Here is a 19,148-nt window from a genome sequence, read left to right as displayed (position 1 = left end):
CTTCACGGCTGGCGCTCGTCACCGTTGCCGATCCGTTGCAAACCACTCCCCTCAAGCACCTCATCCCACGGAAACATCGGGCCCGGATCGAGCTTGCGGGGCACTTCCTTGGTCGGATCGTCACTGGCCGGCATGCGAGCCGTATCCAGGTCCTCATGGCCGGCAATCAGGTGCAGGTTCGGAAAGTCCTGGCGCAGCTGGGCCAGCAGGGCGCGCAGGGCGGCAATCTGGGCCGGCGTGTAGGGTTCGGTCATGGTCTGGTGCCTGGAGCTCCACCAGTCGGGGTGGCGGCCCAGGTTCACCAGCTCGATGCCGATGGAGTTGGGATTGTGCCCGCGCACATGGTTGGCCACCCGGGTGCCCGGCACATAACGGTAGATCGAGCCGTCGCGGTCGATGTAGTAGTGCCCGCTGGCGCCCGCGCCGCTCTCGTACAGCACCCTTTCCCCGTATTCACGGGCCGTCGCCAGGTCCGGCAGCTCGGTGCAGTGGATGACTACCATTTCCACGGCGCTGGCCGGGCGCTGCGGGAGCAGGGAAGCGTAGGGTAGGGGCTGGTCGTGAATGGTGAGCGGCATGCGGGCAGTCTCGCATGGCCAGGACACCCCGCGGAACGCCGCCTGTTACGATGCGCGGCCTGATAGACGTCGTTTTGGAGACCGCAGATGCGCGGCCAGATCATTCTTTCGCACGGTTCAGACTCCGGTCCGGACGCCACCAAGGTCAGCGCGTTGGCTGCTTTCGCCGAAGCGCTGGGCTGGCAAACCCATCGGCCGGACTACCGCGACGAGGACACCCTGGGTTATGCCGGCTCGATACCGCCACGCATCGCACGGCTGCTCGCAACGATCGATTCGCTGGACGTCCCCCCGATCCTGGTGGGTTCGAGCATGGGCGCCTTTGTATCTGGCCTGGCCTCGCTGGAACGCCCGGTGGCCGGCCTGTTCCTGATGGCGGCGCCTAGCGACGTCATTCCGGGCTATCCGCGCTCTTTCGCCGTGCGCGCTGGCGTGCCCACCCAGCTGATCCATGGCTGGCAGGACGACGTCTGCGTGCCCGAAGACGCACTGGCCTTCGCCAGCCGCCACCGCCTTCCCTTGATGATGCTCGATGACGACCACCGGCTGAGTGTCAGCCTGGAGCGCATCATCGAGGAGTTCCGGCTGTTTCTCGATCACGTGGCCGCCGCGGCATGAGCGCTTTCTTTGCCACCTGTCCGAAGGGCCTCGAGTACCTGTTGCGCGACGAACTGGTCGCGCTGGGCGCCGCCGATGTGCGCGAAGCGCTGGCCGGCGCGCATTTTTCCGGCACCTTGGAAACCGCTTATCGCGCCTGCCTGTGGTCGCGCCTGGCCAGTCGCATCCTGATGCCGTTGGCCGAGTTCGATGCCGCTACCGACGACGATCTCTACCGGGGCGTGCAGTCCATCGACTGGTCGACCCATCTCGCATCACATGCCACTTTGGCCGTGGATTCGGTCACCTCGCAAAGCAAGCTCACCCATAGCCAGTTCATCGCGCAGCGGGTGAAGGACGCCATCGTCGACCAGTTCCGCCAGCGCGACGGCTCGCGCCCGGGCGTGGATACCGACGAACCCGATGTCCGCATCAACCTGCGCCTGCGACGCGATCGCGCCACCGTGTCGCTCGACCTCGCCGGTGCGCCGCTGCATCGCCGCGGCTGGCGCGAAGTGCAGGGCGAGGCACCGCTGAAGGAAAATCTCGCCGCCGCCATGCTGCTGCGTGCGCGCTGGCCGGAGATCTACGCCGAAGGCGGCGCCTTGCTCGATCCGATGTGCGGCTCGGGCACCTTGCTGGTCGAAGGCGCGTGGATGGCGGCCGACGTGGCGCCCGGCCTGCATCGCGAGTACTACGGTTTTCTCGGCTGGGCGCAGCACGATATCGCGCTATGGCGCAGCGTGCTGGACGAGGCTCGCCAGCGCGCCGAGGCGGGTCTGAGCACCTTGCGCAGTTGCTTCTTCGGCAGCGATGCCGATCCGCGCATGGTGCAGACGGCCAAGCGCAACGCGCAGGAGGCTGGCGTGGCTGGCTTTCTGACGCTGGACAAGCACGACGTCACTCATGTCGCGCCGCCGCCCGGCTTCAACCGTGGACTGGTCATCACCAATCCACCGTATGGCGAGCGCCTGGGCGAGCGGAACGAAATGCCTCGTCTTTATCGCGCGATTGGCGAAGCCTTGCGCGAGCGCTTTGCCGGCTGGCGTGCCGCCGTGTTGGCGGGTGACGCAGAGCTGGGCCATGCCATCCCCTTGCGCGCCGAGAAGAAGTACGCGCTCTATAACGGCGCCCTGGAAACCGTGTTGCTGGTGTTTGAGCTGCATGCTCGCGAAGACGTGCAACGCGAGGCGAAGCCGCTGTCCGAAGGCGCGCAGATGTTGCGCAACCGCCTTGAGAAGAACCTGCGCCATCTGCGCAAGCGACTGGAGCGCGAAAACATCCATTGCTGGCGCGCTTACGACCAGGACATGCCGGAATACGCCGCGGCCATCGACGTCTACAGCCATGCGGGTGGCCCGCTCTATCTGCACATCCAGGAGTATCGCGCGCCGGCCGACATTCCGCCGGAGACCGCGCGGCATCGCCTGCGTGAGATCGTGCGGGTGGCCGGGGAAGTGCTTGGCGTGCCGCGCGAGCGCATCGGCCTGAAGACCCGCGAGCGCGGCAAGGGCGGCTCCAAGTACGGCCAGTTTGACCAGCGTGGTGAGTTCGTCGAGGTGGCCGAGGGCGGGCTGCGCTTCCGGGTCAACCTGACCGACTATCTGGATACCGGCCTGTTCATCGACCACCGGCTGGTGCGCGCCAAGGTGCGCGAGCTGGCCGAGGGCAGGCGTGTCCTCAATCTGTTTGCCTACACCGCGACGGCCAGCGTCTATGCGGCGGCCGGCGGTGCGCGCGACACCACCAGTGTCGACCTGTCCGCCACCTATCTGGACTGGGCCTCCCGCAACCTGTCGCTGAACGGCTTCACGGGTACCAAGCACCGCCTGATGCAGGCCGATGCGCTGACCTTCCTCGAGCAGGACAAGGAACATTATGGGCTGATCTACGTCGATCCACCGACGTTTTCCAATTCCAAGCGGGCCGAGGACTTTGACGTCCAGCGCGACCACGTGAAGCTGCTGCTGGCCTGTGCCGAGCGTCTCACGGCCGATGGCGTGATCGTGTTCTCCAATAATTTCCGCAAGTTCAAGCTCGATCATGAAGCCCTGAATGACCGCTTCATGGTCGAGGATTGGAGCGCGCCCAGCATCCCGTTCGACTTCACCCGCCGGGCCGATATTCATGGCTGCTGGCTGCTTCGCCTGCACCCGCAGGAATCGCCCTGGAACAGCAGTGTGAACCACGTCCGCAAACAGGGTAAACGTTGAGGTAACCGGACGATTTCACTCAGTGCTGATTCAGCGCAAAAGTCAGAACATTGATCCCGGCAAAGAACGATGTAAGGCTAGGACGCATAGGCCCTTATCTCGGAATCGAGCCACCTCTGGGAGAAAACAGGTCATGAACAAGTCAAAGCTTTCCTCCGTCAAGCGTGTCGTCCTGGCGAGTGCCATGTTGCTCGGCTGCGTGGCCGTGGCGCCGGCCTTCGCTGGCCACGTTAACGTGAGCGTAGGCATCGGTCTGCCAGCGGTGGGTGTCGGCTACTACGGTGGTCCGGCTTACTATCCCGCGCCTGCGCCGGTGGTCTATGCCCCCGCTCCGGTCTATTACGAACCGGCACCGGTGTACTACGCGCCGGCAGCTGTGGGGGTTGTGGTGGGGCCAGGCTATTACCACGGCCGCGGCTACTATCCGCGTGGTGGCGGTTATTACCATCATGACCACGACCACGACCACTACCGCGGTTACGGTCGCTGATCCAGCACCGCTCAGCTTGACCCCGAAGCCCGGCATCTTGCCGGGCTTCGTCGTTTCAGGGGGACTGGCCCGGAATGTGAACGAGCCGCCACTCTGCATGACTGTCAGGGTTCCGCCATCCATGCATCACACGGTTTGAACGACTGCTGCGGCATGGTGCGCAGAATGTACTGGCATGACCATATCCATCACGACATTTCGGGGGCCGGTTGCGCCGGTACCCGGCCATGGGGGCGCCAATGACGGTGGTTCGGACGGCGGCGGAGATCGAGACGCCGGTGCAGCGGTTTCGACGAATTCGCCATCGCAGTGCGGCGCTGTGCGCGCAGCTGAGCGCCGAGGACATGATGGTCCAGTCCATGCCCGATGCCAGTCCGGCCAAATGGCACCTCGCGCACACCACCTGGTTCTTCGAAAAGTTTGTGCTGGAACGTGATGCCGACTATCGCTCATCGCATCCGGAGTGGCACTACCTGTTCAACTCGTATTACCAGAGCGTGGGTCCCATGCACGCGCGCCCCCAGCGTGGCCTGCTTTCGCGCCCTGGCATCGCGCAAATCTACGATTTCCGTGAACGCGTTGACGAGGCGGTGAGCGAGCGACTGCATCGTGGTGTGGATGCTGAGACCCTGGCGGTGATCGAGCTTGGACTTGAGCACGAGCAGCAGCATCAGGAGCTCTTGCTCACCGACATCAAGCATGCCTTTGCAATGAACCCATTGCTGCCCGCCTACACCGCGCGACCTGCTCCCCGGAATACCGCGGATACGGTGACCCTGGATTTTATCGCGGGGCGCGAAGGCATCGTCGAGATCGGGCACCAAGGCCGGGATTTCGCCTTCGACAACGAAGGCCCACGTCATCGCGTTCTGCTGCAACCCCATGCATTGGCAAATCGCTTGATCACGAATGCCGAGTACGCGGAGTTTGTGCATGACGGTGGCTATGACGAGCCATCGCTGTGGCTGTCCGATGGCTGGGACGTCGTGCGGCGCGAGAACTGGCAGCGCCCAATTTACTGGCGGGAGGATCGCACCAGCGAGTTCACGCTCGCCGGCGAGCAAGCCATCGATCCTCACGCGCCGGTGTCCCACGTCAGTTACTTCGAAGCCGACGCGTTCGCGCGTTGGGCCGGTGCGCGTCTGCCCACGGAAGCGGAGTGGGAGAGTGCTGCAGTTTCGTTGCCGGTACAGGGTAATTTGCTCGACGAGCGGGCCTTGCATCCACGAGCGGCCGCCCAGCAGTCTGGCCTGCTGCAGATGTTCGGCGATGTGTGGGAGTGGACCTCCTCGCCGTATGTCAGCTATCCCGGATTCCGGCCCCTGGCTGGCGCGTTGGGCGAATACAACGGCAAGTTCATGTGTGGGCAGTGGGTATTGCGGGGCGGTTCGTGCGCGACGCCGCGCGAGCATATCCGCGCCAGCTATCGAAATTTCTTTCCTCCCCATGCGCGGTGGCAGTTCATGGGGATACGCCTGGGGCAAGACCGATGAGTATGCAAGCCTGCGACCTTCGTGGCGACGAACGCCGTCCACCCACTGATGAACTGATCGAGATCGTTCAGCGCGGACTGCGGGCAAAACCCAAGCAACTCCCGTCCTGGTTGTTCTACGACGAACGCGGATCGCAGTTGTTCGAGGCGATTTGCGAGCAGCCGGAGTATTACCTCACGCGCTGCGAGATCGCGCTGATGTCCGCGCACGCCGCTGACATCGCCAACGTGCTGGGCGAAGACGTGCGACTGGTCGAATACGGCAGCGGCAATGCCGTGAAAACGCGCATGCTGCTGGAACACTTGCGTACGCCCGTGGCCTACGTGCCGGTGGAGATCTCGGCCGAACCGCTACGCCGCTGCGTCGAAGGGTTGACGGAAAGCTTTCCGGCCGTGCCGGTGCAGCCGCTGCATGGCGATTTCACCCGCGCATTGCGCCTGCCTATCCCGCCGCGCGCGCCGCGTCGTACGGTGTTGTATTTCCCCGGCTCGACCATCGGCAATTTCGAAGCGCGCGAGGCGGCCGACCTGCTGCGCAAGATGCGCGGCGAAATGGGCGACGGTGGTGGCATCCTCATTGGTGCGGACCTGAAGAAGGACACGGCAACGATCGAGGCGGCCTACAATGATCGTGCTGGCGTCACTGCCGAGTTCACGCTGAACATGCTGGTGCGCCTGAATCGCGAAGTCGGCAGCGATTTCGAAGTCTCGGCGTACCGTCATCGCGCGCATTACAACGCCATGGCCGGGCGCATCGAAACCTTCATCGTCAGCACGCGCGAGCAGAAGGTTCGCGTGGGAAGGCAGCAAGTGAACTTCAAGCAGGACGAAGCCATACAGGTCGAATATAGCTGCAAGTATTCGCCAGCCGACTTCGCCCACCTCGCCGACAAGGCCGGTCTTGAAGTGGCGCAGACATGGAACGACCCTCTCGGCATGTTCGGCGTGCACTACCTGGTGCGCGCCGGTACCAGGACGCGAGAGGCCGTGGGGCAGGGCTGATGTCGGGCTGCTCCGATACTAGCCGGGGCAGCCGGTCGATGCTTCGCTTCATGGGCTGAAAATCAGCACCAGGAATACGGCGAACATCGACAAGTGTACGGCGCCTTCCAGCATCGTCGTGCGCCATCCCGAGAACGTCAGGCCGCTCAGCACTAGGGTGGATGCGAGCAACACGATGCTGGCGGGCGGCAGACCCAGCACGACCGGCTTGCCGGTGAACAGGCCGATGGCCAGTACCGCAGGAACCGTGAGGCCAACCGTGGAAGCTGCGCCGCCCAGGCATAGATTGATCGCACGCGTGAGCTGGTCGCGACGAATCGCCTGCAGGGCCGAGATGCCTTCCGGCGTGAATACCAGCATGGCGATGATGACGCCGCCCAGCGCAGGCGGCGCGCCGGTGGCGGCGATGCCGTAGTCGAGCACCTTGGCCAGGCTCTTGGACAGGATGATGATGGGCAGGATGTTGATCAGCAGCAGCACGATGTGCCGGGCCAGCTCGCCCTTGCTTGCCCTGCGCGGCGGCGGCGGCGGATCCTCCGGTTCATTCACGTCCGAAGTGTCCTTCGGCGCCACGAAATAGCCCTTGTGCCGGCCGGTCTGCAGCCAGAGAAACATGCCGTAGAGCGCGATGGTGAGGATCGAGAAGGAGATCGCCTGAAGCGGCGTCAGCGAGCCGTCCGAGGTGGACGCGGTGAAGTTCGGCAGCACCAGCGCAATGGTGGCAAGCGGGATGATCACCGCAAGATAGGCCGAGGCGCCGTGCAGGTTGTATGACTGCTCGTGATGACGGATGCCGCCAATCAGCAGGCCAAGGCCGACGACGCCGTTGAGCACGATCATCAGCACCGCGAACATGGTGTCGCGCGCGAGTGTCGAGGTGTCTCCCGCGCCCAGCATGACGGCGGAAATCAGCACCACCTCGATGATCACAATGGACAGCGTGAGCACCAAGGTGCCGAACGGCTCGCCGAGCAAACCGGCGAGCTCCTCAGCCTCGTGCACGACGCCAAACGCCACCCATACGATGACGAAGAACAGCCAGGCGAACAGGCTCAGGCCAATGGTGTGCTTGTTGAGTTCGGCCATCCAGTCGGAGCCGAATACCAGGAACAGCGCGACCGTGATCCAGGCAATGGCTGGGCGTATCAGCGTCTTGGCCCGGAATCCGGGCACGGCGTCAGCGGGTTGTAGGGAGTCGTGCGTCATTGTGCATCCTGCTCAAGTGATATCGAACCACGTGCCGCCCCAATCGGCCGGGGCAACGTCGGCAATCGATGGCGAGAACGTCCAGCGATGGCCACCGATGTCCTCGACGGAATACTGGCGTTCGCCATAGGGGAAATCCGCGGGTGGATGGCTGATTCTCGCGCCGCATTCGCGCGCATGCGCATAGTGCCCGTCGACGTCAGTAATGCGAACCATGATCGCATTCCCCATGTGCGCAGGGCTGGCTGGGCCAGCAAGTTGCGTCACGATGAGCGCGCCGCCATCGAGCACCAGTTGGGCCCGATGATGGCCGATGCGTAGTCGCTCGCGAAAACCAAAGGCCATGCATAGCCAGTCGACCGCAGCCCGCACATCGGCATACGCCAGTTCGGGAATGATGATGCCTGGTGGCATGGAGCGGTTGCTGGTCATGGGCTCATCCTCCCACAGCGTTGTGTCCAATCATGCGCTGCGCAAGCCAATGAACGCGCACGCGTCACCCGGTAATTTCCAATCCCTTGATCAGGCGCTTCGCCAGCCGCGGCTGGCGTAGCTGGTCCAGCCACCAGGACAGCGCGCGCCCTTCGTGATCGCCGCGCCAGGCGACGTACAGCGTATTGGGTTCACGCGGATCGGCCATCGCCTTTTCCACCAGTTCGCCGCGCTTGAGCAGGCCGGCGACACGGTGGCGAGGCAGCCAGCCGACGCCCAGATTCTGTCGTTGGGCCATGATCTTCGCCTGCATGCTTGGTACGGCGAGCGTGGCCTGGCCGCCGACCAGGCCATACGCACGGCCTTCTGAACTGCGCGACGAATCGGCCACGACCACGCTGCGATGCTGGGCCAGGGTTTCGCGCTGCAAGGGTTCCTGCGCCTTGGCCAGGGGATGGCGCGGCGATACGGCGAAGACCCAGTCCATCACCCCCAGTTCGAACCAGCGCAGCTTGGGAATGGCGGGCGGCTCGTTGGTGGCGCCGATGATGAGGTCGGCACGACCGTCGCGCAAAGCCTCCCAGGTGCCGCTCAACACTTCGTGGGTGATGCGCAGCGCCACGCCCGATTCCAACGCGTCGAAAGCACGGATCACCGGGGTGAAAATCTCGAACTCGAGCAACTCGTCGCTGACCAGCCATAGGCGATCTTCCCAGCCGCCGGCAATCTGTTTCACGCGGCGGCTGAGCCGCGAAACATCCAGCATCAGGCGTGCGGCCTCAAGCGCCAGTAACTGGCCAGCAGGCGTGAGCTGTAGTCGATAGCGGCGGCGATCGAACAGCAGGGCGTCGAAGCGCGCTTCGAGTTGCCGCGCTGCATGTGAAACGGTGGAAGGGGCCTTGCCTAGCCGAACCGCGGCGCGCGAGAGGCTGCCGCTCTCGCGTATGGCTTCCAGTAAGGCCAGTTCGTCCTCAGACAACATGTTCGACTCCATCGAACGAGTATCTAGGGCCGATAGTACGGCAAGCGCTCGCGCTAACGCGAGGCGCGACGGTCAGCCAGGGCGCCGTGCGCCCAACGAAACCAGCACTTCCTGCGCGGCGCGCAGACGTTCCGTGGCGCCGGGCAGTTCCAGGTTCACCTTGAGCTTGTCCTGGCCGTCCAGCTTGTAGATACGCGGCTGGCTCTGGATCAGGCGGATGATGGCCATCGGATCGACCTCAGGCTTGTCGCGGAAGGTGATGCGTCCGCCGTTGGCGCCGAAATCCAGCTTGCGGATGCCCAGCGGCGTGGCCATCAGCTTCAGGCCAGCCACGCCGAACAACTGCTTGGCGGCATCGGGGAGCAGGCCGAAGCGATCGATCATTTCCACCTGCAGGTCGCGCAGGTGATCCTCGTTGCGTGCACTGGCGATGCGCTTGTACAGCGTCAGGCGCGTGTGCACATCGGGCAGATAGTCGTCGGGGATCAGCGCGGGCAGGTGCAGCTCGACTTCGGTCTCGTGCTCGCTGGTGAGATCAAAGTCGGGCACCTTGCCGGACTTCAATGCGCGCACGGCGCGTTCGAGCAGCTCGGTATACAGGCCGAAACCGATCTCCTGGATCTGGCCCGACTGCTCGTCACCCAGCAGCTCGCCGGCACCACGTATTTCCAGATCGTGGGTGGCCAGCGTGAAGCCGGCACCCAGTTCTTCCAGCGAAGCCAGCGCTTCAAGCCTCTTCTCCGCGTCGGCGGTCATCGCCTTGCGGTCAGGCACCACCAGATACGCGTAAGCGCGATGATGCGAACGACCGACGCGGCCGCGAAGCTGGTGCAGCTGGGCCAGACCGAATCGATCGGCGCGGTTGATGATGATGGTGTTGGCGGTAGGGATATCGATGCCGGTTTCGATGATGGTGGTGCATACCAGCACGTTGAAGCGCTGGCGGTGGAAATCCGCCATGACGCGTTCCAGTTCGCGCTCGGGCATCTGGCCGTGGGCCACGCCGATGCGCGCTTCGGGTATCAGTTCCTCCAGCTCGCGCGTGGCGCGCTCGATCGTGTCCACTTCGTTGTGCAGGAAGTACACCTGGCCGCCGCGCTGCAACTCGCGCTGGAACGCTTCGCGAATCAGTGCAGGCTCCCATGCCGCGATAAACGTGCGCACCGCCATGCGATGGGCGGGTGGCGTGGCGATCAGCGAAAGATCGCGCAGTCCGCTCATCGCCATGTTCAAGGTGCGCGGGATCGGCGTGGCTGTCATGGTCAGCAGGTCGACTTCCGCGCGCAGCTTTTTCAACTGCTCCTTCTGGCGTACACCGAAGCGCTGCTCTTCGTCCACCACCACCAGGCCCAGACTCTTGAACTTGATATCCGGCTGCAGCAGCTTGTGGGTGCCGATGATCACGTCGATCTGGCCGTCGGCCAGGCGCTTGAGTGCGTCGTTCACTTCCTTGGTCGATTTGAAGCGCGACAGCACGTCCACGCGCACCGGCCAGTCGGCAAAGCGATCGGCGAAGTTACGGTAATGCTGCTGGGCGAGCAGGGTAGTGGGTACCAGCACGGCGACCTGTCGACCGGCCGTAGCGGCGGCGAACGCCGCGCGCAGGGCGACTTCGGTCTTGCCGAAACCCACGTCGCCACAGATCACGCGGTCCATGGCGCGCGGCGCGGCCAGGTCGGCGAGCACGGCATCGATGGCCTGCAGCTGGTCGGGCGTTTCCTCGAACGGGAAGCTGGCGCCGAATTCCTCCACTAATTGGCGATCAATCGACAACGCTTCGCCACCGCGCGCCTCGCGTTGGGCGTAGATGGCCAGCAGCTCGGCGGCGACGTCGCGTACTTTCTCGGCGGCCTTGCGGCGGGCGCGTTCCCACGCGTCGCCACCTAGCGAATGCAGCGGCGCCAGTTCCGGCGCGGTGCCGGTGTAACGGCTGACCAGGCCGAGCTGGGCGACCGGCACATAGAGCTTGTCGCCCTTGGCGTACTCGATGGTGAGGAACTCACCCTCCATGCCGCCCAGTTCCATGGACACCAGGCCCTGGTAGCGGCCCACGCCGTGGTCGACGTGCACGATCGGTGCGCCGATGGTCAGCTCGGTGAGATCGCGGATGATGCTTTCCGGATCGCGCGCGGCGCCACGGCGACGCTTGCGTTCCGTGCGCACGCGCTCACCGAACAACTCACGTTCGGTGAGCACGGTGAGCGCAGGTTCGGTGAGCGCGAAGCCCTGCTCAAGCGCCGCGATGGTGATGGCGAGGCGCGGCTCGCCCTTGGTGCTCGCCACGAGAAAGCCCTGCCAGCCATCCACGGCGTCGGGCTTGAGGCCGGCGCTGGCGAGTTGCTCGATCAGGGCTTCGCGGCGGCCAGCCGAGTCGGCTGCGATAAGTACGCGCCCGGGATAGCTGGCCAGGAAATGACGCAGCGACGTGCCGGGTTCCTCACCCTTGCGATTGAGCGGGAGCTCGGGCGCCGGCTGCGTGCCACTGGACTGTGCATGCTCATGGCCGCTCTCGACCAGCTCGATGCGCAGGCGCTTGTTGAGTTGCTCGCGTAGCAGCTCGGGCGGCAGATACAGCTCGGCCGGTGGCAACACCGGACGTTCGATATCGTGTGCGCGCTGGTCGTAGCGCTCGCTGGTTTGCGTCCAGAACTGCTCGGCCGACTCCAGCGCACTTTCGCCCAGCAGGAACACGGCGTTGTCGGCCAGATAGTCGAACAGGGTCGCGGTCTGCTCGAAGAACAGCGGCAGGTAATACTCGATGCCGCCCGGCGTGACGCCTTCCTTCATGTCCTGGTAAAGCGGGCACCGACGCACATCGATAGGGAAGCGCTCGCGCAGGTTCGCGCGGAAGTCCTTGGCCGCATTCTCGGTCAACGGAAACTCGCGGGCGGGCAGCAGCTCGATGCGCTCCACCTGTTGCAACGAGCGCTGCGTTTCCGCATCGAAGCTGCGAATCGATTCGACCTCGTCATCGAACAGCTCGATGCGATACGGCTCGGCCGCGCCCATTGGAAAGATGTCGATCAGCGCGCCCCGCACGGCAAAGTCGCCCGGCTCCGCTACCTGCGGCACGTTGCGATAGCCTGCCGCCTCCAGGCGTCGCTGCTCGACAGCCAGATCCAGCTTCTGGCCCTTCTTCATCATCAGGCCCGAGCCGGTGATATGGCTGCGCGGGGCGATGCGCTGCATCAAGGTGGCGATTGGCACCACCAGCACGCCGCGTTGCGTGCTCGGTAGCTGGTAAAGCGTGGCGACGCGCTGCGAGACGATGTCCGGATGCGGGCTGAAGACGTCGTAAGGCAGGGTTTCCCAGTCCGGGAAGTGCAACACAGGAAGGCCGCCGGCAAACAGCCGCAGCTCGTCCTCCAGCGCGTGGGCGCGCTGAGTGTCGCGGGTCACCGCCACCAGCAGGCCGTCATGGCTGCGCGCGGCCTCCGCCACCAGCAAGGCGCGCGAGGAGCCGTGCGGCGAGGTCCAGAAACGACGCTGCTTGGGGCTGGTGGGCAAGGACGGGTGCGGGATTTTATGGGCCATGCGGACGCTAGGTTCATTGGCATGGCGATCGTGCCGCGCCGGGAAGCGGGCAAGTGTAACGCGACCGCCCCGCAAGTCCGGGGCAGTCGTCTCATACAGGAGGAGTCAGAGTCGCAGGGAAATCTGTGTGGTACCCGGCTCATCCGGCAGCAGACGGCGGGTAAAGCCCACGTCCTTGCACAGGTGCAGCATGGGACGGTTTTCCAGCAGCACATAGCCCCATATTTCGTGCAGGCCGCGGCGGCGGCAATCAGCAACCAGGCGCTGCATCAGCAGGACGCCCAGGCCAACCCGGGCCCAATCGTGCTCGACCAGCACCGAAAATTCAGCGCTGTCCGCGGCCTCATCCACATAGATGCGGCCCACGCCGCGAATTTCGGCGGGCGTAACGGTTTCATCGACCAGGACAAAGGCCGACTCGACGGCCGGATCGATACGGCACAGGCGTTGGGCCATGGAATCCGGCAGCTCGCTCATCGAATGCAGGAAGCGGCGCCGGATGTCTTCCGGCGACAGGCGGGCAAACTGCCGCTTCAGGGCCGCCACGTCACCCGGTTCGATGTCACGCAAGCGCAGTTCCCGTCCGTCGTGCGTTCGCACCAGCTCGCCCTTGGGGAGACTGGTCAGATGGGAACGGGCGAAGCGCTCGGGGTTGCGCGGGGGCACCACGGCGTGCCGGTGGCTGCTGTGATCGATGGCGGCGTTCATGACCATACTTTAGCGTATTGGGTGCGCCGCAACATGAACAAACGCTTTGTAATATCGACATATTTTGCGGCGAGATGTCGCATCGCATGTGCCCAAGAGCAAGCGGGTGAGCCCCTGCAGACAAAGCCTGCCTTGCGTTTCAGAATCGCTGGAAAGGCTTCGGCCCCTGCCGAGGCATCGAGGGAGGCAAAGACCATGACGAAGGCGTCCTGCGGGCTGACCGCCAAGCAACTGGAGCAATGCTGCGGCCGTTGGCCGGGTGTTACCCGGGATATCAAATGGGGCGGCGATCTGGTCTTCAGTGTAGGCGGCAAGATGTTCGTGGTCACGCCGTTGGACGGCGCGGAGGGAGGCCGACTGTCTTTCAAGGTGGAGGACGAGCGGTTCCTGGAGTTGACCGACCAGCCCGGTATCATCCCCGCCCCCTATATGGCACGCGCGCACTGGGTCTCGGTGATAGAGCCCCAGCGTTTCGCCACATCCGAGCTGGAAGCCTTTATTCGGCAGGCCTACACGCTGGTGCGCGCGAAACTCACCAAGAAGATGCAGGCGGAATTGGGGGCCTGGCCCGCGCCTTCGGAGAAAACGTAGTGAAGCAACACATTGGAAGTATCGCCCTGGTCGTGGCGGACTACGACGCAGCCATCGACTGGTATACGTGCGTGCTGGGCTTTCAGTTGATTGAAGACACGAATATGGGTGGCGGTAAACGCTGGGTGATGGTGTCGCCCGCCGGCGCCGGCGAAACACGGCTGCTGTTGGCGAAGGCATCCACGCCGGAGCAGCTGGCTCGCGTGGGCGATCAGACGGGCGGCCGCGTGTTTCTCTTGCTACACACCGACGATTTCTGGCGCGATTACGAGCGCATGAAAGCCGCAGGTGCAGTCTTCTGCGGACCGCCGAGAGAGGAAGCCTACGGTACGGTCGTGGTGTTCCAGGATCTCTATGGCAACAAGTGGGATCTGTTGCAGCCCACGTCTTAGTCCATCACGTCCGGCTCGAAGAAACTCCAGCGTATATCGGTGAACTGCGCTTTCATGGCGCGTTCCACCTCATTGATCGCCAGGATCAGCGATAGCTGGTCGCGTGCTGGCGCCATGCGCGCCTTGACCGCCACCATCACGTCCGGCCCCATCTGCAGGGTGATGAGGTTTAGCACCACATCCACTTCCGGGCGGTCATTGATGAAGGCCAGCAAAGCCTCGCGCTGCTTGGGCTCCAGCCCCTGACCGATGAGCAGTGCCTTCACCTCCATGGCCACGGCGACGGCCACGACCACCAGCAGTGCACCGATGACGATGGTGCCGATCGCATCGAACGTAGGGTCTCCGGTCATCATGGTCGCCAGCACGGCGACCAGCGCGACGCTGAGACCGAACAAGGCCGCGAGATCCTCGCCGAAGATCACCAGCAACTCGCTGGAGCGGGTTTCATGAAACCATTGCCACAGGCTACGGCCATCACGCACCTTGTTCACTTCCTTGAGGCAGCCGTGCATCGAGAAGGATTCGGCCACTACGCCGAAAGCCAATACGCCGATAGCCAGCCACGGCCATCTCAGCGGCTCGGGATGGGAAAGCTTGTGGATGCCTTCGTAGATGGAAAACATGCCGCCCACGCTGAAAAGCAGGATGGCGACGAGGAACGACCAAAAATACAGTGCACGTCCCCATCCGAGCGGGTACTCGTCGGAGGGAGGGCGGTCCGCCTGGCGCATGCCGAGCAGCAGCAAACCCTGGTTGCCGCAGTCCGCCAATGAATGCACCGCCTCCGCCAACATCGCGCCCGAACCGGTGATCAGGGCGGCTGCGAGCTTGCTCACGAAAATCGCGAAATTCGCGCCGAGTGCGAGCAGGATCGCCCTCAATGAATTGGCTTGGCCAGACATCGGATCATCCCCTTACGCAAACGTTTCCTTCAGCGTTCCAGTGTAGTGACGTCGAAAGAGCTGGCAGGGTGCCTACTGATTGAGTGCCCGCTACGGCAAAGCGCCAGTGCATGTCTCGTATGCGTGCGTTTCTCAGTGTGCTTCGCTATCGATCCCGCATGGCGTGTCAGCGAATGCCGACACCCACGCCCAGGCCAAAGCTGATGTTGGGATGGCCGCTATGCATCTCTTCAGCCGTCCATATATGCGACTGTGCCACGCCAACCAGCGGGTACACGTAACTGGCCTCGCCCACTTCGCCGGCGCGGCTGCCGCTGACGCGGCCGGCCAGGGTGATCAGTGCGCCCGACGGGTAGTTGAAGGGCTCTAGAAAGCCAGGCATCACCGCGATAAAGCGGCCCCAGCCGCCACCCTCCGCCTTCGGGCGCTGCGAGCTGTCGAGCGGGTAGCCGACGATTTCGATCTCGCTGCGGTCGGGGAGATTGTGCACAGCCACGATACGCCCGCCCCAGATCACGTCGGCGTTGGCATAGCGTTCGGGCTCATGCGCCACCGCGTCCGGAGTGATGGCGACCGTGTTGGCAGACGGCTTGTAGATAGGTGCGGGTGCGCAGGCGGCCAGAGCCATCAGGCTCGCCGGCAGGGCGCCGCGGATCAGGACATTGGCAAGGCGTTTGCGCATGGCGGGCTCCGGCATCTCAGGCGGCGATAAGGCTGAGCTTAACGGGCACGCGATGGGGGCGATAGGTGGCGTGCGCGAGCTTCGTCACGCGTTGAGCTGGGGGTATCCTCGACCAGCCAGTCGAGCCGCCATTGGGCCGGCTTTTCCTGCGAGAGCAGGCGGGACATGGCGCGCATCGGTTCGCGCAAGGTGTCGTCGAGCTTCCATGGGGCGTTGAGGATCACCATGCCCGAGCCGTTGAGGCGCAACGGTGAGTCGTCGGGGCGTACCAGCAGCTCCGCACGCAGCACGCGCCTGGCGCCGCAATGCTGCAGCCAGCGATGGAACGGCTGCACCTGGCTGCGTAGCTTGATCGGGTACCAAATGGCGTACACACCGGTGGGCCAGCGCTGCAGTGCCAGCTTGAGCGCCTTCTCGATCACGCGATATTCGGATTCCTGGGCCTCGTACGGCGGGTCGATCAGCACCAGGCCGCGCTTCTCCTGCGGAGGAATCAGACTCTTGAGTGCTTCATAGCCATTGCGTTGATGCACGTGCACGCGGTGATCGCGATGAAACAATTCGCGCAATCGCTCCGCTTCCTCGGGGTGCAGCTCACACAGCTGGGCGCTGTCGATATCGCGCATGGCGCGCGCGACCTGCAGTGGCGAGCCGGGGTACAGCTTCAGCCCATGCTCGTTGCCAGGCAGTTTGAGAATCGAGTCCAGCCAGCGGCGCAACAGTGGCGGCAAGGCGGCGTGGTGTTCCTGCGACTGGTGCAAATCAGGGAACAGCAGACGGACGATGCCATCCTTGTACTCGCCGGTCTTGCCTGCTTCCACGCCGTCGAGGGCGTAGCAGCCGCTGCCCGAATGAGTATCAACGAAGCCAAACGGCGTGGCCTTCGCCTGCAGCGCTTCGATCAGCGCAAACAGCACCGAATGCTTCAAGACATCGGCGAAGTTACCGGCGTGGTAGGCGTGACGGTAGTTCATAGGGGATGGGCGCCATTTGGCGGACAATTATAGTTGGAAGTGAGGATTGACGTTTTTCGCCCAAAAAATCGGTGCAGGCGCCCCGATCTCGGCAGCCAAGCCGCGCGGTAGCGCCGATGAAGCCACCTCCAGAGTTGAGCTTGCCGTTGTTAGCTGGCTATGCTGCGGCTATGTCCCGCCACCTTTTCCGTCGCCTGCGTCGCTGCCGCGCCTTGTTCGCGCTGGCGCTGTGTGCATGGTTGACCCTGGCAAGTACGGTTTGGGCACAGGAAGAATGCTGTCCGTCGAAGGGAGCATCGATGTCGATGTCGATGCCCCATGCCGCAGATTCCCAGCATCAAGCCCCTGGGCACGCGGCAACGGCAACGCCCGATGGTGTCTGCGCACATGCGGCGGTCAGCGTGCCGCCATCCTTGGTGCAAACCCTGCCGCACGCGCTCCCCGACAACTCGGGAGAGAAGGCGGGCCGCGAGGTCGCCCCACAACCGGTCTACGAACCTCCCTTGCGCCCACCGGTTGCCTGATTCTCCGTTCGCTGCAAAGAGCCGACTGTTCGGCCGATTCGACGCACCCGCCTCGCGGGAACGAATGACGGAGTGACTCAATGGACATGCAAGATTCCCGTGGCGTCCAGCTGCCGCGTCGGCGTTTCGTACAGGGATTGGCCCTTGGCGGGGTCGCGGCTGGGCTTGGCCTCTGGCGCGGTAGCGCGCTGGCGCAGGCCGGGGTGCAGCGTAGCGAATTGCGCGGCAATCATTTCGAACTCGAAATCGCTGAGCTGCCAGTCAATTTCACGGGCCACCGGCGCGTAGCCACCGCCGTGAATGGCCAGCTGCCTGCGCCGCTGCTGCGCTGGCGGCAGGGCGAAACGGTGACCATACGCGTGCGAAATCGCCTCGCGGTGACGAGTGCCATCCATTGGCATGGCATCGTGTTGCCTGCCGACATGGACGGCGTGCCGGGCCTGAGCTTTGGCGGCATTCCTCCGGGCGGCGAGTATGTTTACCGGTTCACCGTGAATCAGTCCGGCACGTACTGGTATCACAGTCACGCGGGTTTCCAGGAACAGACCGGGCTGTACGGTCCCATCGTGATCGAGCCACGAGACGGCGAGCGCCATGCGGTGCAGCGCGACTACACGATCTTGCTGAGTGACTGGACGGACACTGGCCCGGAAACGATCTACGCGAACCTCAGGAGGCAGAGCGGCTACTACAACCATGGCAAGCCCACCGTTGGCGACTTCCTGCATGACGTAGGGCGCAATGGCATGTCACAGGCGCTGGCGCAGCGGCAGATGTGGAATCGCATGCGCATGGATCCCACCGATCTGGCCGATGTCTCGGCGGCCACGTACACCTATCTGCTCAATGGCCAAACGCCCGCGGGCAACTGGACGGGCCTGTTCGATGCGGGCGACAAGGTGCGCCTGCGTTTTATCAATGGCGCGTCGATGACGTTCTTCGATGTGCGCATTCCCGGCTTAAAGATGACCGTCGTTGCCGCGGATGGCCAGGCCATCGAACCGGTGAGCGTGGATGAATTCCGCATCGGCAATGGCGAGACCTACGACGTCATCGTGGAACCCGCCGCCGATCGTGCCTGGACCATCTTTGCCCAAAGCATGGACCGCTCCGGCTTCGCGCGTGCCACGCTGGCGCCGCGCGACGGCATGACTGCCGCCGTGCCGCCGCTCGATCCGCGCCCGCTGCTCAGCATGGCCGACATGATGGGCGCGATGAATAACGGCGACATGGGGCACGGCATGAGTCATGACATGACGGGCATGACGATGGACATGCCGGGCATGCCGCCGATGTCAATGGCGCAAGAGTCCCACGCGCCGGCACTGAAAACAGGGCCGGAAGTGGATATGCGCGTGGCGACGCCGCGCAGCAATCTCAACGACCCCGGTGTGGGCCTGCGTGACAGCGGTCGCCGCGTGCTGACCTACGCCGATCTGCATGCCGTCGATACGCCCATATCGCCACGAGTGGACAGGGAGATCACCTTGCGCCTCACCGGCAACATGGAGCGCTACCGCTGGTCGTTCGACGGCACGCTTGCCTCCGAGGCTGGACCGCTGCGGCTGCGTTATGGCGAACAGGTCCGCATCGTGCTGGTGAACGACACCATGATGGCGCATCCCATCCACCTGCATGGCATGTGGAGCGAACTTGAATCGCCGGAAGGCGAGTTTCAGGCGCGCAAGCACACGGTGGTGGTCCAGCCCGCGCAGCGCGTGAGCTTCCGGGTGAGTGCCGACGCCCAGGGGCGCTGGGCATTCCACTGTCATTTACTCTTCCACATGGCGGGCATGTTCCGTGAGGTCGTGGTGGCATGAGCCGGCTCAACCTACTTCCGGCTGCG

General features: G+C 64.0%; 17 protein-coding genes. 8 read left to right on the top strand and 9 right to left on the bottom strand.

Going from position 1 to position 19,148, the window contains the following annotated elements; translation table 11 throughout:
* Positions 1-2: 2 nt before the first annotated feature.
* The gene (locus OUZ30_RS14125) at positions 3-578 is read right to left on the bottom strand and encodes an N-acetylmuramoyl-L-alanine amidase (RefSeq protein WP_266182948.1); all 576 of its coding nucleotides are present in this window, start codon (positions 576-578) and stop codon (positions 3-5) included.
* An 87-nt stretch (positions 579-665) separates the two neighbouring features.
* Between OUZ30_RS14125 and OUZ30_RS14120 the strand changes: the two genes are divergently transcribed.
* From OUZ30_RS14120 to egtD, 5 genes are all read left to right on the top strand, one after another.
* On the top strand, positions 666-1,196 hold the full coding sequence (locus OUZ30_RS14120) for an alpha/beta hydrolase (RefSeq protein WP_266182947.1): 531 nt from the start codon (positions 666-668) through the stop codon (positions 1,194-1,196).
* The gene (gene rlmKL / locus OUZ30_RS14115) at positions 1,193-3,388 is read left to right on the top strand and encodes a bifunctional 23S rRNA (guanine(2069)-N(7))-methyltransferase RlmK/23S rRNA (guanine(2445)-N(2))-methyltransferase RlmL (RefSeq protein ID WP_266182946.1); all 2,196 of its coding nucleotides are present in this window, start codon (positions 1,193-1,195) and stop codon (positions 3,386-3,388) included. The genes OUZ30_RS14120 and rlmKL overlap by 4 nt, the downstream gene beginning before the upstream one ends.
* Before the next feature lie 133 nt (positions 3,389-3,521).
* On the top strand, positions 3,522-3,878 hold the full coding sequence (locus OUZ30_RS14110) for a hypothetical protein (RefSeq protein ID WP_266182945.1): 357 nt from the start codon (positions 3,522-3,524) through the stop codon (positions 3,876-3,878).
* A 239-nt stretch (positions 3,879-4,117) separates the two neighbouring features.
* The gene (egtB, locus tag OUZ30_RS14105) at positions 4,118-5,371 is read left to right on the top strand and encodes an ergothioneine biosynthesis protein EgtB (protein ID WP_266182944.1); all 1,254 of its coding nucleotides are present in this window, start codon (positions 4,118-4,120) and stop codon (positions 5,369-5,371) included.
* A complete protein-coding gene (egtD, locus tag OUZ30_RS14100) occupies positions 5,368-6,372 on the top strand; it encodes an L-histidine N(alpha)-methyltransferase (RefSeq protein WP_266182943.1) in 1,005 nt (334 codons plus the stop codon). Before egtB ends, egtD begins: the two co-directional genes overlap by 4 nt.
* 48 nt (positions 6,373-6,420) lie before the next feature.
* Here egtD and OUZ30_RS14095 read toward each other — a convergent pair whose 3' ends face one another.
* The 5 genes from OUZ30_RS14095 to OUZ30_RS14075 all read right to left on the bottom strand — a co-directional run bounded on the left by OUZ30_RS14095 (position 6,421) and on the right by OUZ30_RS14075 (position 13,234).
* Positions 6,421-7,578 carry a calcium:cation antiporter gene (locus OUZ30_RS14095; protein WP_266182942.1) on the bottom strand — a complete coding sequence of 386 codons (1,158 nt, stop codon included), beginning with the start codon at positions 7,576-7,578 and terminating at the stop codon, positions 6,421-6,423.
* A 12-nt stretch (positions 7,579-7,590) separates the two neighbouring features.
* Positions 7,591-8,010 carry a VOC family protein gene (locus tag OUZ30_RS14090; protein ID WP_266182940.1) on the bottom strand — a complete coding sequence of 140 codons (420 nt, stop codon included), beginning with the start codon at positions 8,008-8,010 and terminating at the stop codon, positions 7,591-7,593.
* 64 nt (positions 8,011-8,074) lie between these two features.
* Positions 8,075-8,992 (bottom strand): LysR family transcriptional regulator, encoded by a 918-nt coding sequence (locus OUZ30_RS14085; protein ID WP_266182939.1) that lies wholly within the window; start codon positions 8,990-8,992, stop codon positions 8,075-8,077.
* A gap of 72 nt (positions 8,993-9,064) precedes the next feature.
* A complete protein-coding gene (gene mfd, locus OUZ30_RS14080) occupies positions 9,065-12,526 on the bottom strand; it encodes a transcription-repair coupling factor (protein WP_266182937.1) in 3,462 nt (1,153 codons plus the stop codon).
* Positions 12,527-12,631: 105 nt separating this feature from the next.
* Positions 12,632-13,234, bottom strand: a complete 603-nt coding sequence (locus OUZ30_RS14075; RefSeq protein WP_266182936.1) for a GNAT family N-acetyltransferase — start codon at positions 13,232-13,234, stop codon at positions 12,632-12,634.
* A 195-nt stretch (positions 13,235-13,429) separates the two neighbouring features.
* On the opposite strand from OUZ30_RS14075, the gene OUZ30_RS14070 reads away from it, so the two are divergent.
* The gene (locus OUZ30_RS14070) at positions 13,430-13,825 is read left to right on the top strand and encodes an MmcQ/YjbR family DNA-binding protein (RefSeq protein WP_266182935.1); all 396 of its coding nucleotides are present in this window, start codon (positions 13,430-13,432) and stop codon (positions 13,823-13,825) included.
* Complete coding sequence (locus OUZ30_RS14065; RefSeq protein ID WP_266182934.1) at positions 13,825-14,217, top strand: VOC family protein; 393 nt, start codon at positions 13,825-13,827, stop codon at positions 14,215-14,217. Before OUZ30_RS14070 ends, OUZ30_RS14065 begins: the two co-directional genes overlap by 1 nt.
* Here the strand turns inward: OUZ30_RS14065 and OUZ30_RS14060 are convergent.
* The 3 genes from OUZ30_RS14060 to OUZ30_RS14050 form a co-directional block, all read right to left on the bottom strand.
* On the bottom strand, positions 14,214-15,122 hold the full coding sequence (locus OUZ30_RS14060; protein ID WP_266182933.1) for a cation diffusion facilitator family transporter: 909 nt from the start codon (positions 15,120-15,122) through the stop codon (positions 14,214-14,216). The two genes, OUZ30_RS14065 and OUZ30_RS14060, sit on opposite strands and share 4 nt — an antisense overlap.
* 166 nt (positions 15,123-15,288) lie before the next feature.
* Complete coding sequence (locus tag OUZ30_RS14055) at positions 15,289-15,804, bottom strand: Slp family lipoprotein (protein ID WP_266182932.1); 516 nt, start codon at positions 15,802-15,804, stop codon at positions 15,289-15,291.
* Positions 15,805-15,842: 38 nt separating this feature from the next.
* Positions 15,843-16,778, bottom strand: coding sequence for a 23S rRNA (adenine(2030)-N(6))-methyltransferase RlmJ (locus OUZ30_RS14050; protein ID WP_266182931.1), 936 nt, complete (start codon positions 16,776-16,778; stop codon positions 15,843-15,845).
* A 604-nt stretch (positions 16,779-17,382) separates the two neighbouring features.
* On the opposite strand from OUZ30_RS14050, the gene OUZ30_RS14045 reads away from it, so the two are divergent.
* Positions 17,383-19,122 (top strand): copper resistance system multicopper oxidase, encoded by a 1,740-nt coding sequence (locus tag OUZ30_RS14045; RefSeq protein ID WP_266182930.1) that lies wholly within the window; start codon positions 17,383-17,385, stop codon positions 19,120-19,122.
* Positions 19,123-19,148 lie beyond the last annotated feature (26 nt).

This window comes from Dyella humicola, assembly GCF_026283945.1.
Lineage (GTDB): Bacteria > Pseudomonadota > Gammaproteobacteria > Xanthomonadales > Rhodanobacteraceae > Dyella > Dyella humicola.
This window is presented reverse-complemented; position numbering and strand designations above follow the sequence as displayed.

What these genes read in the sequence shown, in the direction of transcription:
- egtD (WP_266182943.1), top strand. Translation starts at nt 5,368, where the DNA reads ATGAGTATGCAAGCCTGCGACCTTCGTGGCGACGAACGCCGTCCACCC.
- OUZ30_RS14050 (WP_266182931.1), bottom strand. Translation starts at nt 16,778, where the DNA reads ATGAACTACCGTCACGCCTACCACGCCGGTAACTTCGCCGATGTCTTG.
- OUZ30_RS14085 (WP_266182939.1), bottom strand. Translation starts at nt 8,992, where the DNA reads ATGTTGTCTGAGGACGAACTGGCCTTACTGGAAGCCATACGCGAGAGC.
- rlmKL (WP_266182946.1), top strand. Translation starts at nt 1,193, where the DNA reads ATGAGCGCTTTCTTTGCCACCTGTCCGAAGGGCCTCGAGTACCTGTTG.
- OUZ30_RS14045 (WP_266182930.1), top strand. Translation starts at nt 17,383, where the DNA reads ATGGACATGCAAGATTCCCGTGGCGTCCAGCTGCCGCGTCGGCGTTTC.
- OUZ30_RS14055 (WP_266182932.1), bottom strand. Translation starts at nt 15,804, where the DNA reads ATGCGCAAACGCCTTGCCAATGTCCTGATCCGCGGCGCCCTGCCGGCG.
- OUZ30_RS14070 (WP_266182935.1), top strand. Translation starts at nt 13,430, where the DNA reads ATGACGAAGGCGTCCTGCGGGCTGACCGCCAAGCAACTGGAGCAATGC.
- OUZ30_RS14120 (WP_266182947.1), top strand. Translation starts at nt 666, where the DNA reads ATGCGCGGCCAGATCATTCTTTCGCACGGTTCAGACTCCGGTCCGGAC.
- egtB (WP_266182944.1), top strand. Translation starts at nt 4,118, where the DNA reads ATGACGGTGGTTCGGACGGCGGCGGAGATCGAGACGCCGGTGCAGCGG.
- OUZ30_RS14110 (WP_266182945.1), top strand. Translation starts at nt 3,522, where the DNA reads ATGAACAAGTCAAAGCTTTCCTCCGTCAAGCGTGTCGTCCTGGCGAGT.
- OUZ30_RS14060 (WP_266182933.1), bottom strand. Translation starts at nt 15,122, where the DNA reads ATGTCTGGCCAAGCCAATTCATTGAGGGCGATCCTGCTCGCACTCGGC.
- OUZ30_RS14095 (WP_266182942.1), bottom strand. Translation starts at nt 7,578, where the DNA reads ATGACGCACGACTCCCTACAACCCGCTGACGCCGTGCCCGGATTCCGG.
- mfd (WP_266182937.1), bottom strand. Translation starts at nt 12,526, where the DNA reads ATGGCCCATAAAATCCCGCACCCGTCCTTGCCCACCAGCCCCAAGCAG.
- OUZ30_RS14125 (WP_266182948.1), bottom strand. Translation starts at nt 578, where the DNA reads ATGCCGCTCACCATTCACGACCAGCCCCTACCCTACGCTTCCCTGCTC.
- OUZ30_RS14090 (WP_266182940.1), bottom strand. Translation starts at nt 8,010, where the DNA reads ATGACCAGCAACCGCTCCATGCCACCAGGCATCATCATTCCCGAACTG.
- OUZ30_RS14075 (WP_266182936.1), bottom strand. Translation starts at nt 13,234, where the DNA reads ATGAACGCCGCCATCGATCACAGCAGCCACCGGCACGCCGTGGTGCCC.